This is a genomic window from Mesorhizobium sp. B2-2-4, assembly GCF_006442375.1.
Lineage (GTDB): Bacteria > Pseudomonadota > Alphaproteobacteria > Rhizobiales > Rhizobiaceae > Mesorhizobium.
In genome coordinates this window covers 64,995-81,260 of record NZ_VFWB01000010.1, presented here as the reverse complement: position 1 = coordinate 81,260, position 16,266 = coordinate 64,995, and the positions used below count along the sequence as shown (strand labels likewise).

The 16,266-nt window shown below is 63.9% G+C and carries 10 protein-coding genes; 6 read left to right on the top strand and 4 right to left on the bottom strand.

What is annotated here, in order from left to right:
• Positions 1 to 22: 22 nt before the first annotated feature.
• Together FJ959_RS24065 and FJ959_RS24060 are read left to right on the top strand one after the other, a co-directional pair.
• Positions 23 to 973: an SPFH domain-containing protein gene (locus tag FJ959_RS24065; RefSeq protein WP_140513683.1), complete on the top strand. Its 951-nt coding sequence runs from the start codon at positions 23 to 25 to the stop codon at positions 971 to 973.
• 24 nt (positions 974 to 997) lie between these two features.
• A complete protein-coding gene (locus FJ959_RS24060; RefSeq protein ID WP_140496280.1) occupies positions 998 to 1,462 on the top strand; it encodes an NfeD family protein in 465 nt (154 codons plus the stop codon).
• Positions 1,463 to 1,576: 114 nt separating this feature from the next.
• Here FJ959_RS24060 and FJ959_RS24055 read toward each other — a convergent pair whose 3' ends face one another.
• A complete protein-coding gene (locus FJ959_RS24055) occupies positions 1,577 to 2,578 on the bottom strand; it encodes a KpsF/GutQ family sugar-phosphate isomerase (protein ID WP_140632496.1) in 1,002 nt (333 codons plus the stop codon).
• 227 nt (positions 2,579 to 2,805) lie between these two features.
• Between FJ959_RS24055 and FJ959_RS24050 the strand changes: the two genes are divergently transcribed.
• Positions 2,806 to 4,581 (top strand): outer membrane beta-barrel protein, encoded by a 1,776-nt coding sequence (locus FJ959_RS24050; RefSeq protein ID WP_181171970.1) that lies wholly within the window; start codon positions 2,806 to 2,808, stop codon positions 4,579 to 4,581.
• Between the two features lie 56 nt (positions 4,582 to 4,637).
• On the opposite strand, the gene galU is transcribed toward FJ959_RS24050, so the two are convergent.
• Positions 4,638 to 5,552, bottom strand: a complete 915-nt coding sequence (galU, locus tag FJ959_RS24045; RefSeq protein ID WP_181168598.1) for a UTP--glucose-1-phosphate uridylyltransferase GalU — start codon at positions 5,550 to 5,552, stop codon at positions 4,638 to 4,640.
• A 201-nt stretch (positions 5,553 to 5,753) separates the two neighbouring features.
• On the opposite strand from galU, the gene FJ959_RS24040 reads away from it, so the two are divergent.
• On the top strand, positions 5,754 to 6,977 hold the full coding sequence (locus FJ959_RS24040; protein ID WP_140496283.1) for a lytic murein transglycosylase: 1,224 nt from the start codon (positions 5,754 to 5,756) through the stop codon (positions 6,975 to 6,977).
• Between the two features lie 27 nt (positions 6,978 to 7,004).
• A complete protein-coding gene (locus FJ959_RS24035; RefSeq protein WP_140624327.1) occupies positions 7,005 to 8,234 on the top strand; it encodes a DUF459 domain-containing protein in 1,230 nt (409 codons plus the stop codon).
• A gap of 154 nt (positions 8,235 to 8,388) precedes the next feature.
• On the opposite strand, the gene FJ959_RS24030 is transcribed toward FJ959_RS24035, so the two are convergent.
• Positions 8,389 to 9,843, bottom strand: a complete 1,455-nt coding sequence (locus FJ959_RS24030; RefSeq protein ID WP_140522407.1) for a glutamate synthase subunit beta — start codon at positions 9,841 to 9,843, stop codon at positions 8,389 to 8,391.
• 142 nt (positions 9,844 to 9,985) lie between these two features.
• Positions 9,986 to 14,710, bottom strand: a complete 4,725-nt coding sequence (gene gltB / locus FJ959_RS24025; RefSeq protein WP_140632493.1) for a glutamate synthase large subunit — start codon at positions 14,708 to 14,710, stop codon at positions 9,986 to 9,988.
• Between the two features lie 473 nt (positions 14,711 to 15,183).
• On the opposite strand from gltB, the gene FJ959_RS24020 reads away from it, so the two are divergent.
• Positions 15,184 to 16,236 (top strand): low specificity L-threonine aldolase, encoded by a 1,053-nt coding sequence (locus FJ959_RS24020; RefSeq protein ID WP_140632490.1) that lies wholly within the window; start codon positions 15,184 to 15,186, stop codon positions 16,234 to 16,236.
• Positions 16,237 to 16,266: the final 30 nt, after the last annotated feature.

The following is a 16,266-nucleotide window of genomic DNA, read 5'->3' as shown; positions in this document are numbered from 1 at the left end:
TTGCCTCTTGAGGGAGAGCCAAATGGATTTCAGTGGTTTCGATATTGCGATTATTGTTCTGGTCGCTCTTGTCGTGCTGGTGCTGTTCAAAGGCATAAAGACAATCCCGCAAGGTTACAATTATACGGTCGAACGCTTTGGCCGTTACACGAAAACGCTGTCGCCAGGCCTCAACCTCATCGTGCCGTTCATCGATCGCATCGGCGCCAAGTTGAACATGATGGAGCAGGTGCTCGACGTCCCGAGCCAGGAGATCATCACCCGCGACAACGCCATCGTCGGCGTCGACGGCATCGCCTTTTTCCAGATCCTCAACGCGGCGCAGGCGGCCTACCAGGTTTCCGGCCTGCAGAACGCCATCCTCAACCTGACCATGACCAACATTCGCACCGTGATGGGCTCGATGGATCTCGACGAGCTGCTGTCGAACCGCGACGCGATCAACGAGCGCCTGCTGCGCGTGGTCGACGAAGCGGCCCATCCCTGGGGCATCAAGATCACCCGCGTCGAGATCAAGGACATCAATCCGCCCGCCAACCTGATCGAATCGATGGGCCGGCAGATGACGGCCGAACGCAACAAACGCGCGCAGATCCTTGCCGCCGAGGGCCTCAAGCAGTCGCAGATCCTCGAGGCCGAAGGCCGCAAGGAAGCCGCCTTCCGCGATGCCGAGGCACGCGAACGCTCCGCCGAAGCGGAAGCCCGCGCCACGCAAGTGGTGTCGGAAGCGATCTCCAAGGGAGATGTGCAGGCGCTCAACTACTTCGTCGCCCAGAAATACACCGAAGCGCTGGGCAAGATCGGTTCGGCCACCAACAGCAAGATCGTGCTGATGCCTTTCGAAGCGTCGTCGCTGATCGGCTCGCTGGGCGGCATCGGCGAGATCGCCAGGGAAGTGTTCAAGGGCGACGGGCCGTCCGGCACGCAGCGGCAGGTCTCACGACCTCCGGTCGTCAGGCCGAGCGACAACTAATGCCTTTGTGAGTGGATCAAAACCATGATCGACCGCATCGTTTCCGAACTCGGCCCGTGGAACTGGATGGTTCTGGGCTTCGTGCTTTTGGCGATGGAAATCATCGCACCGGGCATCTTCATGTTGTGGACCGGCATCGCCGCGCTGATCGTGGGCGCGGTATCGCTGCTGGTCTGGGATGCGGCCAGCTGGACCTGGCAGGTCCAAGTGCTCGTCTTCCTCGCGCTGTCGCTGGTCTCGGCATTGGTCGGCAAGAAACTCATCGGCGGACGCGACGAGCCGACCGACCAGCCGCTGCTCAACCGCCGTGGGGCGCAGATGATCGGCAGGATGGCGACGCTGGCCGAGCCGATCCGCGACGGCCGCGGCCGCATCAAGCTCGGCGACACGCTGTGGCGCGTCTCTGGCCCTGACCTGCCGGCCGGCACCCAGGTGCGCGTCACCGGAGCCGCCGACACCGATCTCGAACTGACCGTCGAGCGAGTGTGAAACCGGCTCCGCGCTAGCGCAATTCCAGGAAAAGTGTGTACGGTTTTCCGTCCGGAATTGTGCAGAAACAAAGAGATAGAGCAGTTCGCCGTTTCCGTGAAACGGTGAACTGCCCTACGCAGCGCCGATGCGCAAAAGATCGTGCAGGTGGACGAGCCCGACGGGCTTGTTGCCCTCCACCACCATCAGGCTGGTGATGGCTGAATTGTTGATCGTCTGCAGTGCGGTCGCCACCAGCGTGTCCGGCGCCGCGGTCTTGGGAGATCTCGTCATCACCTGATCGACGGTCATCGCCGTCAGGTTGCTGCCTATGTGACGCCTGATGTCGCCATCGGTGACGATGCCGATCAGCGCGCCGTCGGCGGCGGTGACCGCCACGCAGCCGAAGCCCTTGCGCGACAACTCCAGGATCGCGTCCTGCATGCCGGTGCCCGAAACGACCAGCGGCAATCTCTCGCCGACATGCATGATCTCGCGGATCTGCATCAGGTTGGCGCCGAGCTGGCCGCCGGGATGGAAGGTGCGGAAATGATCGGGCGTGAAACCCCGCGCCTCGAGCAGGGCGATCGCCAGTGCGTCGCCCATCACCAGTTGCAGCAGTGCCGATGTCGTCGGCGCCAGGCCATGCGGGCAGGCTTCCGGCGCACGCGGCAGCAAAAGCACGACATCGGCGGCGCGCGCCAGCGCCGATGTCTCACCGGACGTGATTGCAATGAGCGGGATGGAGAAGCGCTTGGAATAGGCGACGATGCCCATCATCTCCTTGCTTTCGCCCGACCATGACATGGCGATGATGGCATCGTCCCTGGCGATCATGCCGAGATCGCCGTGATTGGCTTCAGCGGGGTGGACGAAAAAGGCCGGCGTTCCGGTCGAGGCCAGGGTCGCGGCGATCTTCGAGCCGATATGGCCGCTTTTGCCGACGCCGGTGACGATGACCCGGCCTTCGATCCTCGAGATCATGTCGACCGCTTCGGCAAAGGGCTTCGCCAGCCCGTTTTCGAGCGCCTCGGCCAGCGCTGCCACTCCCGCCTGTTCGGTCGCCACCGTTCTTAGCGCCGAAGCGTTCGAGGCCTGTCTGTCCAACGGCTTCTTGTCGAGGGATCGCGCATCCATGGCCGATGCGATTAGCGCTTTGTGCCGCGCCTGTCCAACGGAAATGCCTCCCCCGACCGTCTAGGAGAGCGGTTCGAATGAACGAAGCGCAAGGTCACGAATGTCGAGGCCTGGAACAATGAGCGCTTGGAAAAGCAATCGCCCCCCGCCTCAACCCTCCGTTAACCATCCCCATTTACGGTTCGGTAAGTATGGCGCGCGCTCGCGCCGCGCAAGCAGTGGTGGCGATGTCCGGGGCCCAGTCAGAAAAGACGAGAAGGCGAAAGAGCAAGGCTGCCTGCGCCTTGCTGCTGGCGACCAGCATCTTCGGCCTGCCGCGACCGACGCTGTCCTTCGCCCAGGAAACGGAGCTGCGCGGCGAGGTCTCGGAATCGGCGATCCTGTCCGACCAGCAGCGCAAAGCGAGACTGGCCGCCATAGCCGGTCAGGGTCAACAGCAGCCAGCGAATGCCGCCGGTCAGGACGACACGCCGTCGCGCACCTATCTGCCCGCCAGCGCCGGCGCTGCTCCTGACGATAGCGGTGCCGCCTCGCCCACTGGCAGCATCTTCGACCCGCCGGCGGCCGGTGACGACGTGACCGCCGACAATCCGCCTCCGCCCAAACCACGCCGGCCATCGGCCACCGGGCAGGCCAATGCGGACAAGGCCGCCGACAGGGCGAAGACAAAGAAAAAGAACACCACCGCGACGACCGACGCGACCACGACCGCCAGCACGGCCGACGATGCCGACGCCACCGTCACCGGCACCGACCAGGAGACCGCCAACCGCCGCGCCGTCACGATCGACAGCGTCGACCGGCAGCAGCTCGATCCGGGCGCCGAACGCACCGCTTCCATCGAAGGGCAGAAGAAGAAAATCGAGGACGATCCGTTCACCGCTCCAGGCATCAAATGGGGCTCGTTCGTCATAAGGCCGACGCTGGAGCAGGGCCTGACCGCCACCTCGAACGGCGATTCCAGCAGTGCCGGCAAAGCGGCGCTGCTGTCCGAGACGGCACTGCGCTTTTCCGCCGCCTCCGACTGGCGCGAGAACTCCGCGACCATTGATGGTTATGGCCTCTTCCGCGAGACCGTCTCGGGCTACCCGGTTCACAATGAGCAAGGCCGCATCGAAGGCCAGCTCAATGTCGACCTCGACAACGAGCAACGCGCCGTCGCCAAGCTCGGTTACGAGGCCGTGCCGGAATCGGCCTCGTCGCCCGACGCCATTGCAGGCGTCAGCAAGCAACCGCTGCGCCAGACCATCGACGGCAGCCTCGGCATCGAAAAGGACGTCGGCAAGGCGCAATACACTTTGACCGGCGCGGTCTCGCACGACTTCTATGGCGACGCCAAGCTTTCTGACGACACCTCGCTGTCGCAGAAGGATCGTAACTCCACGCTTTATACGGCGACCTTGCGCACCGGCTACGAAATCTCCCCTGCCCTTACGCCTTTCACCGAAATCGAACTCGGGCGCAGGGCCTATGATCAACGCTTCGACAATGAAGGCTTCGAGCGTTCATCAACGCGGCTTGGTGCCCGCGCCGGCCTCGAGCTCGACATGGGCGAGAAGCTCGCCGGCGAGTTCTCGGCCGGCTGGCTGCGGGAAGCGATCGACGACGACCGCCTGGGGGCGATCGCGGGTGCCACCGTGGACGCCGACCTGAAATGGTCGCCCGAACGCGGCACCACGATCGGCCTGACCGGGCGGACCACGGTCGAGCCCACGACCACCGCAGGTGAAAGCGGCGACATCCTCTATTCCGGCCGCCTCACGGCCGAACGCCAGATCCGCGCCAACCTGACCGGCAATGCCGCGCTGGGCCTGGACTGGCGCGATTATATCGGCATAGACGGCCATGACAGGGTGCTGAGCGCCGAAGCCGGGCTGACATGGTGGCTGAACCGCTATGCCGGCCTCACCACCCGCGCCAGGACCGAGAAGCTCACCAGCAACCTGCCTGGCCGCGACTACACCGCCAACAGCATCTATCTCGGCGTGAAGGTGCAGCGGTAAGCGCGGGCCGCTAAGCTGCGTGCCGCATCCGAGACATCGGCCAGACAGCGCCTCCCTTAAAGCGCCGCCACAACGTGCTCCGAAGGCGCCATCTCGTCGAGAAGCCTGCGGATAACGCCGGCCATGCTCTGGTTCATGTCGTTGCGCCAGAGCGCGAAGGCCACATTGGCCTCGACGAACCCTTCCGGCGATCCGCAATCGAAGGTGCGGCCCTGAAAGTGGTAGCCGTAGAAGGGCTGCTGCTTCTCCAGCTTCAGCATTGCGTCCGTGAGCTGGATCTCGTTTCCGGCGCCCTTCTCCTGGCCTTCGAGGATTTTGAAAATCTCGGGCTGCAATATGTAGCGGCCATTGATGTAGAGATTGGAGGGCGCGGTGCCGGTCTTCGGCTTTTCCACCATCTCGGTGATGCGGAAGCCATGATGGGTGGCTTCGCCCCGGCCGACAATGCCGTATTTATGGGTCTCGGCGGGATCGCATTCCTGAACCGCGATAATGTTGTTGCCGGTCTCGGCATAGAGGTCGACCATGTCCCTCATGCAGCTCTTTTCCGACTGCATGATCATGTCGGGCAACAACAGCGCGAACGGCTCGTCGCCGACCAGTTCGCGCGCGCACCAGACGGCATGGCCAAGTCCGAGCGGCACCTGCTGGCGAGTGAAGCTGGTCTGTCCCGGCCCGGGCTGCAGCCGCTGCAGCCTGGCGAGCTGGTCGTCCTTGCCGCGCTGGGCGAGCGTGTCATAGAGCTCGAACTGGATATCGAAATGATCCTCGATGACCGCCTTGTTGCGCCCGGTGACGAAGATGAAATGCTCGATGCCTGCCTCGCGCGCCTCGTCCACCACGTATTGGATGACGGGCCGGTCGACCACGGTAAGCATTTCCTTGGGGACGGCCTTGGTGGCCGGGAGAAACCGCGTGCCGAGACCTGCGACCGGGAAAACTGCCTTGCGAACTCTCTTCATGCCTTCAATTATCCGTTTGCAGGCCGGCTCCGCAATCCCGCCCCGCGACATTTTCACGCCGGAATTGAGGATTATCGGGCGGATGAAGGGAAACTTGCACCGGTAGAAGCATCGAGGCGCCTTTTCGTTCCAGGGGCGGCCTATGGTAAACCAATTCCTAACCTGGTTCGGCGATGAATGGTCTTTCCCAAGACGGAGAAGGAGGAAAAGATGTCCGTTCGCAATGCCGCAAAGCGTTTCACCAGCGTCATGACGGCCGCCAGCCTCTCGCTCGCCATGCTGATGCCTGCCGGGCCGGCCTTCGCCGATGCCGGCTTCCGGCAATGGGTCGCCGGCTTCCGCGCCACCGCGGTGCAGGGGGGCGTTTCCGGCGCCGTCTATGACCGCGCCTTCAGGGGCATCGACGAACCCGATCCGGTGGTGCTGGAAAAAGCCCGAACCCAGCCGGAATTCACCGCGCCCGCCTGGGATTATTTCGACAACCGCGTCCACGACCAGTCGGTCGCGGTCGGCCAGCAGATGGCCAGGAAATGGAAGCCGTGGCTGGACAGGATCGAGGCGAGGTTCGGCGTTGACCGCAACGTCCTGCTGGCCATCTGGTCGATGGAATCCAACTATGGCGAGATCCTCAAGCGCGACGACATCATGCGCAATGTCGTCCGCTCGCTGGCGACCCTGGCCTATGGCGATCAGAAGCGGTCGAAATATGCCCGCACGCAACTGGTCGCCGCACTGAAGATCCTCCAGACCGGCGACATCGACGAGAGCCACCTCATGGGTTCCTGGGCGGGCGCCATGGGCCAGACCCAGTTCATCCCGACCAGCTACCAGCACTATGCCGTGGACATGGACGGCAACGGCAAGCGCGACATCTGGAATTCCATTCCCGATGCGCTGGCGACATCAGCCAATCTGCTCAAGAAGAATGGCTGGCAGGCCGGCAAGACCTGGGGCTACGAGGTGGCCTTGCCGGCCGGCAAGCTGCCCGCAGGCTCCAGGACGCTGGCGCAATGGCAGGCGCTCGGCGTGGTCAGGGCGAGCGGCAAGCCGTTCAGGAACCTCAGCGACAAGGCGACGTTGAAAGTACCGGATGGCCGCGGCGGCCCCGCTTTCCTGATGATCAGGAATTTCTCGGTCATCAAGGCCTACAACAATGCGGACAAATACGCGCTTGCCGTTGGTCTTCTTGCCGACGAGATCGCCGGTTCCACCGGCCTCGTACAGGACTGGAAACGGCCTTTCACCAAGCTGACGTTCGAGGAAAGGCAGGAATTGCAGAAGCGGCTCTCCCAGCACGGCCTTTATGACGGCAAATTCGACGGCAAGATCGGCGACGGGTCGAAGTCGGCCATCATGGCCTATCAGGCAAAGGTCGGCTTGACCCAGGACGGCTATCCGAGCATGGAAGTGCTAAAATGGCTCAGGCAAAAATAGGGCCTGTCATGAACTGAGGAGGAGCGATTGGCTTGGGCTGCGCGCATCGGGACCTTCATTCCCCGCATGCTGGTGCTGTTCCTGGCCGTCGCCGTGCTCGCCGTCGCCATGGCAGGCGCCTTCCATGCCCCCGCCATGGCGCAGGAGCAGCAAAGCCGCGGCTGGTCATTGCGTGACCTTCTGTTCCCGCGCCGCAGCGAGCGGATCGAGCCGCCGCTGGACATCCAGAAACCAAGGCCCAGGCCGAAGGCAAAAAAGCCGCGTGCCCCGCGTCCGCCCGCGGAACCGGAAATCCCGATCGCCGAGAAGGCGCCGGACGCCCGGGTCGTCCTGGTGGTCGGCGATTTCATGGCGGCCGGGCTCGCCGAAGGTCTAGATACCGCCTTTGCCGAGAATACCGGCGTCAGGATCGTCGTTCGCTCCAATGGCTCGTCGGGCTTCGTGCGCGATGATTTCTACAATTGGCCGGAACAGATCAAATCGTTGATAGAGACCGAAAAGCCCGCCGCCGTGGTCGTGATGCTCGGTTCCAACGACCGCCAGCCGATGAAGGTGGGGGATGTGCGCGAGCAGCCCCGTTCCGAGACCTGGACCAAGGAATACGAACGTCGCACCGAAGCGTTCGGCAAGGCCATCGCCACGGCTAAGGTGCCTTTCCTGTGGGTCGGCATGCCGGCGTTCAGGGTTTCGAAGATGACATCCGACATGCTCGCCTTCAACGACATCTACCGTCAGGCGGCCGAAAGCCATGGCGGCGAATTCGTCGATATCTGGGATGGATTCGTCGACGAGAACGGCGCCTTCGTCACCAGTGGCCCCGACATCAACGGCCAGCCCGTGCGGCTGCGCTCCGATGACGGCATCAACATGTCGAAGGCCGGCAAGCGCAAGCTCGCCTTCTATACCGAAAAGCCGTTGATGAAGGTCCTGGGCCTGGCCGCGCCGGGAAGCGTCGCCCCGACCGCTGCTCCTGCCGGCGCGCCGGTCGAGGCGCCGGCGCCGGCCGCGGCTCCCATCGTCATTGACCGCACCGCGCCGATGCTGCTCAGCGATCCGGCGCTCGACGGCGGCACGGAACTGCTCGGCGCCGGACCGCCCGCGAAGGCCAACCCGGGCCTGCCCGGCGAAAAACTGGTGGTCGAGGGCAAGGCGCCGGTGGCTTCGCCCGGCCGCGCCGACGATTTCGCCTGGCCGCCGAAGACAAATCCGGCAGCCGCGGCCGCCGCGGCTGGCACGACGACGGCCATCACTCCTTAGCAGCGCGGAGGGCCGAAACCGGTTTTCGGAACTCGCTGCTGCGAGCCATAGGATGGCGTTTTCAAGAACCGGAGCGAGCGTACTTTTTGGGTACGGGAGCACCGGAAGCGCAGAAAACGCCTTATGGCCGCAGCAGTAGAGTTTCCAAACGGGCTCAGCGGGGCAGGACGCTCGAACCCATCAATGCCTCGTCGATCGAACGCGCCGCCTGCCGACCCTCGCGGATCGCCCAGACCACCAGCGACTGGCCCCGACGCACGTCACCCGCGGCATAGAGCCTGTCGACGCTGGTCCGGTAGTCGCGGTCATTGGCCTCGACATTGCGGGAGCGCCGGCTGTCGGTGACGATCTTCATCTCACCTTCCAGTTCAGACACCACGCCGGCCATGGCCGGCCCGGCAAAGCCGATGGCGATGAAGGCGAGATCGGCGCGGATGACGAACTCGGTGCCGACGATCGGTCGGCGCTTGTCGTCGACCTCGCAGCATTTGACACCGGTCAGCTGGCCTTCCTCGCCGATGAATTCGAGTGTCGCCACCTGGAATTCGCGCTCGGCGCCCTCGGCCTGCGAGGAGGAGGTGCGCATCTTGGTCGCCCAGTAGGGCCAGACGGCGAGCTTGTCTTCCTTCTCCGGCGGCTGCGGACGGATGTCGAGCTGCGTGACGCGCACGGCGCCTTGGCGGAAGGCGGTGCCGACGCAGTCGGAAGCGGTATCGCCGCCGCCGACGACGACGACATGCTGGCCGCTGGCGATGATCGGGTGCGACGGCCACGCCACCGACTGGATCGGCTCGCCGCCGACACGCCGGTTCTGCTGCACCAGGTAAGGCATCGCGTCATAGACGCCGCCGAGATCGTCACCGGGGATGTTGGCCGCACGCGGGGTCTCGGATCCGCCGCAATAGAGCACCGCGTCATGCTCGGCGAGCAGTTCGGCCACGGGCTTGTCGATGCCGACATTGACGCCGCAATGGAAGGTCACGCCTTCGCCCTGCATCTGCTCGATGCGGCGATCGATATAGTGCTTCTCGATCTTGAAGTCGGGAATGCCATAGCGCATCAGCCCGCCTGGCCGGCTTTCGCGTTCGTAGACATGGACATCATGGCCGGCGCGGCCGAGCTGCTGGGCGGCGGCCATGCCGGCCGGGCCGGAGCCGATGACGGCGACGCGCTTGCCCGTCTTCCTCTCCGGCGGATAGGGCCTGATATGGCCGGTCTCGTAGGCCTTGTCGGCGATCGCCTGCTCGACCGTCTTGATGGCCACCGGAATGTCCTCGAGGTTCAGCGTGCAGGCTTCCTCGCAAGGCGCGGGGCAGATGCGGCCGGTGAATTCGGGGAAATTGTTGGTCGAATGCAGGTTGCGGATCGCATTGTCCCAGTCCCTGTTATAGACGAGGTCGTTCCAGTCCGGGATCTGGTTGTGGATCGGGCAGCCGGTCGGCCCGTGACAGAACGGGATGCCGCAGTCCATGCAGCGCGCGGCCTGTTTCTCGACCTCCTTGTCCGACATCGGCAGCGTAAACTCGCGGAAATGCCGGATGCGGTCGGAGGCCGGCTGGTACTTGTGCACCTGCCGGTCGATCTCGAGAAAGCCTGTTACCTTGCCCATAGTCCAGTTCCTGCTGTCCAGATGGTGCGGTTTTCGCCGCACCCGTTAACCTCTTCAGGCAGCCGTGGCAACCTTCCGCGAGAGGTCAAATTATCAGTGACATGGAGCCGGGAAGCCTGGGCTTCCCGGCCTTTGCGAAGATCTATTCGGCCGCCACGCTCATGCGCATGCGTTCCATCTCGATCAGCGCGCGGCGGTATTCGACCGGCATGATCTTGCGGAATTTCGGCCGGAACGCCGCCCAATTGTCGAGGATCTCGCGGCCGCGCACCGAACCCGTATAGTGCACGTGGTTCGAGATCAGCTGATAGAGCCGCTCCTCGTCATGGCTGGTCATGTCACCCGAGACGTCGACGCGGCCCTTGTGGTCGAGGTCGCCGCCATGATGCAGCAGCTTTTCCATCAGGTCGTCTTCTTCCGGCACCGGCTCCAGCTCGACCATGGCCATGTTGCAGCGCTCGGCGAAATCGCCCGCCTCGTCCAGCACATAGGCAACGCCGCCCGACATGCCGGCGGCGAAGTTGCGGCCGGTCTTGCCGATGACGACGACGATGCCACCGGTCATGTATTCGCAGCCATGGTCGCCGACGCCCTCGACGACGGTGACGACGCCCGAGTTGCGCACCGCGAAGCGCTCGCCGGCGACACCGGCAAAATAAGCCTCGCCTTCGGTAGCGCCATAGAGCACCGTGTTGCCGACGATGATGGACTCGGCCGCGACGATCTTGGCTTCATCCGGCGGCCGGATGACGATGCGGCCGCCCGACAGGCCCTTGCCGACATAGTCGTTGCCGGCGCCGACCAGCTCGAAGGAGATGCCGCGCGCCAGGAAGGCGCCGAAGGACTGGCCGGCGGTCCCGGTCAGCTTCACCTGGATCGTATCCTCGCGCAGGCCCTTGTGCTTGAAGCGCTTGGCGACCTCGCCCGACAGCATGGCGCCCGCCGAACGATCGACATTGCGGATGTCGACCTCGATCTTGACCGGCTGCTTGGCCTCCAGCGCCGGCTTGGCCAGCTCGATCAGCTTGCGGTCGAGCACGTCGTCGATCGGGTGCTTCTGCCGCTCGGTCCAGTGCACCGCCTCATGTGGCGCATCGGGCTTGTAGAACATCTTCGAGAAGTCGAGCCCGCGCGCCTTCCAATGCTGGATCACGTCGCGCTTTTCCAAGAGATCGGCGTCGCCGATGATCTGGTCGATATGGGTGAAGCCCATTTCGGCAAGCAGTCCGCGCACCTCTTCAGCGACATAGAAGAAGAAGTTGATGACGTGCTCGGGCGTGCCCTTGAAGCGCTTGCGCAGCACCGGATCCTGCGTCGCCACGCCAACCGGGCAGGTGTTGAGATGGCATTTGCGCATCATGATGCAGCCGGCCGCGATCAGCGGCGCGGTCGAGAAGCCGAACTCGTCGGCGCCGAGCAGCGCGCCGATGATGACGTCGCGGCCCGTGCGCAATCCGCCATCGACCTGCAGCGCCACGCGCGACCTGAGACCGTTGAGCACCAGCGTCTGGTGCGTCTCGGCAAGGCCCATCTCCCACGGGCTGCCGGCATGCTTGAGCGACGTCAGCGGCGAGGCACCCGTGCCGCCATCGTAGCCCGAGATGGTGATGTGGTCGGCGCGCGCCTTGGCGACGCCCGCCGCGACCGTGCCGACCCCGACCTCCGACACCAGCTTGACCGAAATGTCGGCCGCCGGGTTGACGTTCTTCAGATCGTAGATCAGCTGCGCCAGATCCTCGATCGAATAGATGTCGTGATGCGGCGGCGGCGAGATCAGGCCGACGCCGGGCGTCGAGTGCCGGACCTTGGCGATGGTGGCGTCGACCTTGTGGCCGGGCAACTGGCCGCCCTCGCCGGGCTTGGCGCCTTGCGCCACCTTGATCTGCATGACGTCGGAGTTGACGAGATATTCGGTCGTCACGCCGAACCGTCCGGAAGCGATCTGCTTGATCGCCGAACGTTCGGGGTTCTTGCCGCCGCCGGGCAGCGGCAGATAGCGGTCTGCCTCTTCGCCGCCCTCGCCAGTGTTCGACTTGCCGCCGATGGCGTTCATGGCGCGCGCCAGCGTCGTATGCGCTTCCCTGGAGATCGAGCCGAACGACATCGCGCCGGTCGAGAAACGCTTGACGATCTCGGCCGCCGGCATGACGTCGTCGAGACGGACCTTCTTGCGGCCGGTATCTTCCGCCAGCTTGATCTTGAACAGGCCACGAATGGTCTGCGCGCGCGCCGTCTCGCTGTCGATCTGCGCGGAATACTCCTTGAAGGTCTCCCAAGACCCCTGACGCACGGCATGCTGCAAGGTGGCGACCGCGTCGGGCGACCACATATGCGCCTCGCCGCGCATGCGGAACAGGTATTCGCCGCCGACATCCAGGCTGTTGCGCAGCACCGGATCGTTGCCGAAACCATCCGTATGACGCCTGAACGTCTCCTCGGCGATCTCGTCCAGCCCGACGCCTTCGATCAGCGTGGCGGTGCCGGTGAAATACTTCTCCACGAAATCGGTCTTCAGCCCGATCGCGTCGAAGATCTGCGCGCCGCAATAGGACTGGTAGGTCGAGATGCCCATCTTCGACATCACCTTGAGGATGCCCTTGCCGATCGACTTGATGTAGCGCGACACGACTTCGTAGGCGTCGACCTCTTCCGGCAATTCGCCGCGCTTGTGCATGTCGAGCAGCGTGTCGAAGGCGAGATAGGGATTGATCGCTTCGGCGCCGTAGCCGGCAAGACAGCAGAAATGATGCACTTCGCGCGGCTCGCCGGATTCCACGACGAGCCCGACCGAAGTACGCAGCCCCTTGCGGATCAGATGATGATGCACCGCGGCCGTGGCCAGAAGCGCGGGAATGGCGATGCGGTCCGGCCCGAGCTGGCGGTCGGACAGGATGATGATGTTGTAGCCGCCGGCGACCGCCGCTTCCGCCCGCTCGCACAGCCGATCGATGGCGCCCTGCATGCCGGCCGCGCCCTCGATCGAGGCATAGGTGATGTCGATCGTCTTGGTGTCGAACCGATCCTCGGTGTGGCCGATGGAGCGGATCTTTTCGAGATCGCCATTGGTCAGGATCGGCTGGCGCACTTCCAGCCGCTTGCGGCGCGAACTGCCGACCAGGTCGAATATGTTGGGCCGCGGGCCGATGAAGGACACCAGGCTCATCACCAGTTCCTCGCGGATCGGGTCGATCGGCGGATTGGTGACCTGGGCGAAGTTCTGCTTGAAATAGGTGTAGAGCAGCTTCGATCTGTCCGACATCGCCGAGATCGGCGTGTCGGTGCCCATCGAACCGACGGCTTCCTGGCCTGTGGTGGCCATCGGCGACATCAAGAGCTTGGTGTCTTCCTGGGTGTAGCCGAACGCCTGCTGGCGGTCGAGCAGGCTGACATCCTTGCGCAGCGCGCGCGGCTCGACCGGCTTCAGGTCCTCCAGGATGAGCTGCGTATTGGCGAGCCAGGTCTTGTAGGGATGCCTGGTGGCGATCTCCGACTTGATCTCCTCGTCGGAAACGATGCGGCCCTTGGCAAGATCGATCAAGAGCATGCGGCCGGGCTGCAGCCGCCACTTCTGGACGATCTTTTCCTCCGGCACAGGCAGCGCGCCGGCCTCCGACGCCATGATGACCCGGTCGTCGTCGGTGACGATGTAGCGCGCTGGCCGCAAGCCGTTGCGGTCGAGCGTGGCGCCGATCTGGCGCCCGTCGGTGAAGGCGACCGCGGCGGGCCCGTCCCACGGCTCCATCAGCGCCGCGTGGTATTCGTAGAAGGCCTTGCGGTCGGCGTCCATGAGCTTGTTGCCGGCCCAGGCTTCCGGGATCAGCATCATCATGGCGTGGCTGAGGCTGTATCCGCCCTGGAACAGGAACTCGAGCGCATTGTCGAAACATGCGGTGTCGGACTGGCCCTCATAGGAGATCGGCCAGAGCTTGGAGATGTTGTTGCCGAACAGCTCCGAATCCACCGACGCCTGGCGCGCCGCCATCCAGTTGTTGTTGCCGCGCACGGTGTTGATCTCGCCATTATGCGCGACCATGCGATAGGGATGCGCCAGCTTCCACGAGGGGAAGGTGTTGGTGGAGAAGCGCTGGTGGACCAGGATCAGCGCCGTTTCGAAGCGCGGATCGGACAGGTCCTTGTAATAGGCTCCGACCTGATAGGCCAGGAACATGCCCTTGTAGACGATGGTGCGCGCCGACAGCGACACGCAGTAGGCGCCGATGTCCTTGTTGTCGTTCTCGGCGTAGATGCGGCCCGATATGACCTTGCGCAGCAGATAGAGCCTGGCCTCGTACTCCTCGTCGTCGGGAATGTCGGCCGTGCGTCCGATGAAGACCTGCCGGTGGAACGGCTCGGATGCCACGATATCCGGGGCCTTGGAGAGCGACGAATTGTCGACCGGCACGTCACGGAAGCCGAGCAGCGGCAGCCCCTCGGACTGCGCCGATTCGGCAATGATGTCCTCGACATGGGCGCGCAGCGCGGCATCCTGCGGCATGAACCAATGGCCGACGCCATACTGCCCCGCCGGCGGCAGCTCGACGCCCTGCGCGGCCATCTCCTCGCGGAAGAAGCCGTCGGGAATCTGCACCAGCACGCCCGCGCCGTCGCCCATCAGCGGATCGGCGCCGACGGCGCCGCGATGCGTCAGGTTTTCGAGCATGGAAAGCCCGTCCTCGACGATCGTGTGCGACTTCGCGCCCTTCATGTTGACGATGAAGCCGACACCGCAGGCATCGTGCTCGTTGCGCGGATCGTAAAGGCCCTGGGCGGTCAAACCGGTGCGGCGGGTATTGGCCAGGGTTTTGACGGCTGCCGCTTTCGTCTGCGCGGCCTTGCCGTTCGTCGCAGCGTGCGTCAATTCCGTCATCGTCCTGTCCTCCATTCCGCGTCCTAGCGGGCGCTGGTTTGCCTCGGGAAGCGCATTGCTTCCCCTTCATCCTTACGGCACGTCTTGCGAAATCCTTGCCGAACCATGCGGCTCGCCGCGCGGTTCGCATCCGGTATCGTACAGGCCAGAGCACGGCCGTCCACCTGTCGCTCGCGGCAAAAGCCGGAGAGGCTTAGAATACGCCAATCCAGCCTGTTTTGCGCGACAAAATAAGACAGCACTACTGTCCTAAATTTTTATGGCAGAAAAGCCGGGCGCATACAAGACCGATTCACAAAAAACTTCGGCGTTCTGCGACACAAAGCTTCGTGAAATACCCGCTAAACGCAAGCTTCCGTCCCTGCCGGTTTTCGGCAGCTCGCTGGCTTTACCCGTTTTCTGGCGTCTGGCCCTTGCGAGCCAGCCATGAAACCGGTCAAGGTTGCAGCGATTTTCCCAGCACAGGCAGATGCATGTTCTTCGCTTCCGACAATTGGGCAGGCGCCCACCCCAACATCGCCTCCGGCCTCTCGGCCCACGCCGGCGGCTTTTCCACTGCCTATGGCGATGGCGCGCTCGACCAGGCCGTCTGCCAGCGCTTCAGCGAAATCTTCGAACGCGAGGTTGCGGTGTTCTTCGTGGCCACCGGCACCGCCGCCAATTCGCTGGCGCTGACCGCCTACAACAAGCCCGGCGGCATTTCCTTCGCTCATCGCGAATCGCATGTCATCGAAGATGAGTGCGGCGCACCGGAATATTTCTCCGGCGGCTCGCGGCTGCATGCCGTCGATGGCGCGCTGGGCCGGATCGATCCGCACAATCTGGAAACGGCGATCGGCCGTTTCGCCGGCGAGGTGGTCCATTGGGGCCGGCCGATGGCGGTCTCGATCACCCAGTCGACGGAGGTCGGCACGGTCTACGGCCTGCATGACATCGCCGCGATCTCGGCCATCGCGCGGCAACATTCCGTGCCATTGCATATGGACGGCGCCCGCTTTGCCAATGCACTGGTCGCGCTCGACACGACGCCCGCCGAAATGACCTGGAAAAGTGGCGTCGACATACTGTCTTTCGGCGGCACCAAGAACGGCTGCTGGTGCGCCGAGGCGATCGTGCTGTTCGGTCTCGAGCGTGCCCGGGAATTGGCCTTCCTGCGCAAGCGCGCCGCCCAGCTGTTTTCCAAATCGCGCTTTATCGCGGCACAGTTCGAGGCTTATTTCCGCGACGGCCTGTGGCTCGACACCGCCAGGCACGCCAATGCCATGGCTGCCCGCCTTGCCGCGGCGATCGAGGATTCCGAGACGGCGAAACTGGCTTGGCTGCCGCAAGCGAACGAGGTTTTCGCGGTGATCAAAAAGGCTGAAGCCGACAGGCTGCAGGCGGCGGGTGCTGTTTTCTACGACTGGCACAAGCCGCATGGCTTCGAAGGCCATATCGGCGAGGACGAATTGCTTTATCGCTTCGTCACCAGTTTTGCGACGACGTCAGAGGAAGTCGACCGCTTTGGCCAGTTGATCGCCGGGTAATTGCTGTTCCCGGCAAATAAAAAAGAAGCG

What these genes read in the sequence shown, in the direction of transcription:
- FJ959_RS24030 (WP_140522407.1), bottom strand. Translation starts at nt 9,843, where the DNA reads ATGGGCAAGGTAACAGGCTTTCTCGAGATCGACCGGCAGGTGCACAAG.
- FJ959_RS24060 (WP_140496280.1), top strand. Translation starts at nt 998, where the DNA reads ATGATCGACCGCATCGTTTCCGAACTCGGCCCGTGGAACTGGATGGTT.
- FJ959_RS24020 (WP_140632490.1), top strand. Translation starts at nt 15,184, where the DNA reads ATGTTCTTCGCTTCCGACAATTGGGCAGGCGCCCACCCCAACATCGCC.
- FJ959_RS24065 (WP_140513683.1), top strand. Translation starts at nt 23, where the DNA reads ATGGATTTCAGTGGTTTCGATATTGCGATTATTGTTCTGGTCGCTCTT.
- FJ959_RS24050 (WP_181171970.1), top strand. Translation starts at nt 2,806, where the DNA reads ATGTCCGGGGCCCAGTCAGAAAAGACGAGAAGGCGAAAGAGCAAGGCT.
- gltB (WP_140632493.1), bottom strand. Translation starts at nt 14,710, where the DNA reads ATGACGGAATTGACGCACGCTGCGACGAACGGCAAGGCCGCGCAGACG.
- FJ959_RS24055 (WP_140632496.1), bottom strand. Translation starts at nt 2,578, where the DNA reads ATGGATGCGCGATCCCTCGACAAGAAGCCGTTGGACAGACAGGCCTCG.
- FJ959_RS24040 (WP_140496283.1), top strand. Translation starts at nt 5,754, where the DNA reads ATGTCCGTTCGCAATGCCGCAAAGCGTTTCACCAGCGTCATGACGGCC.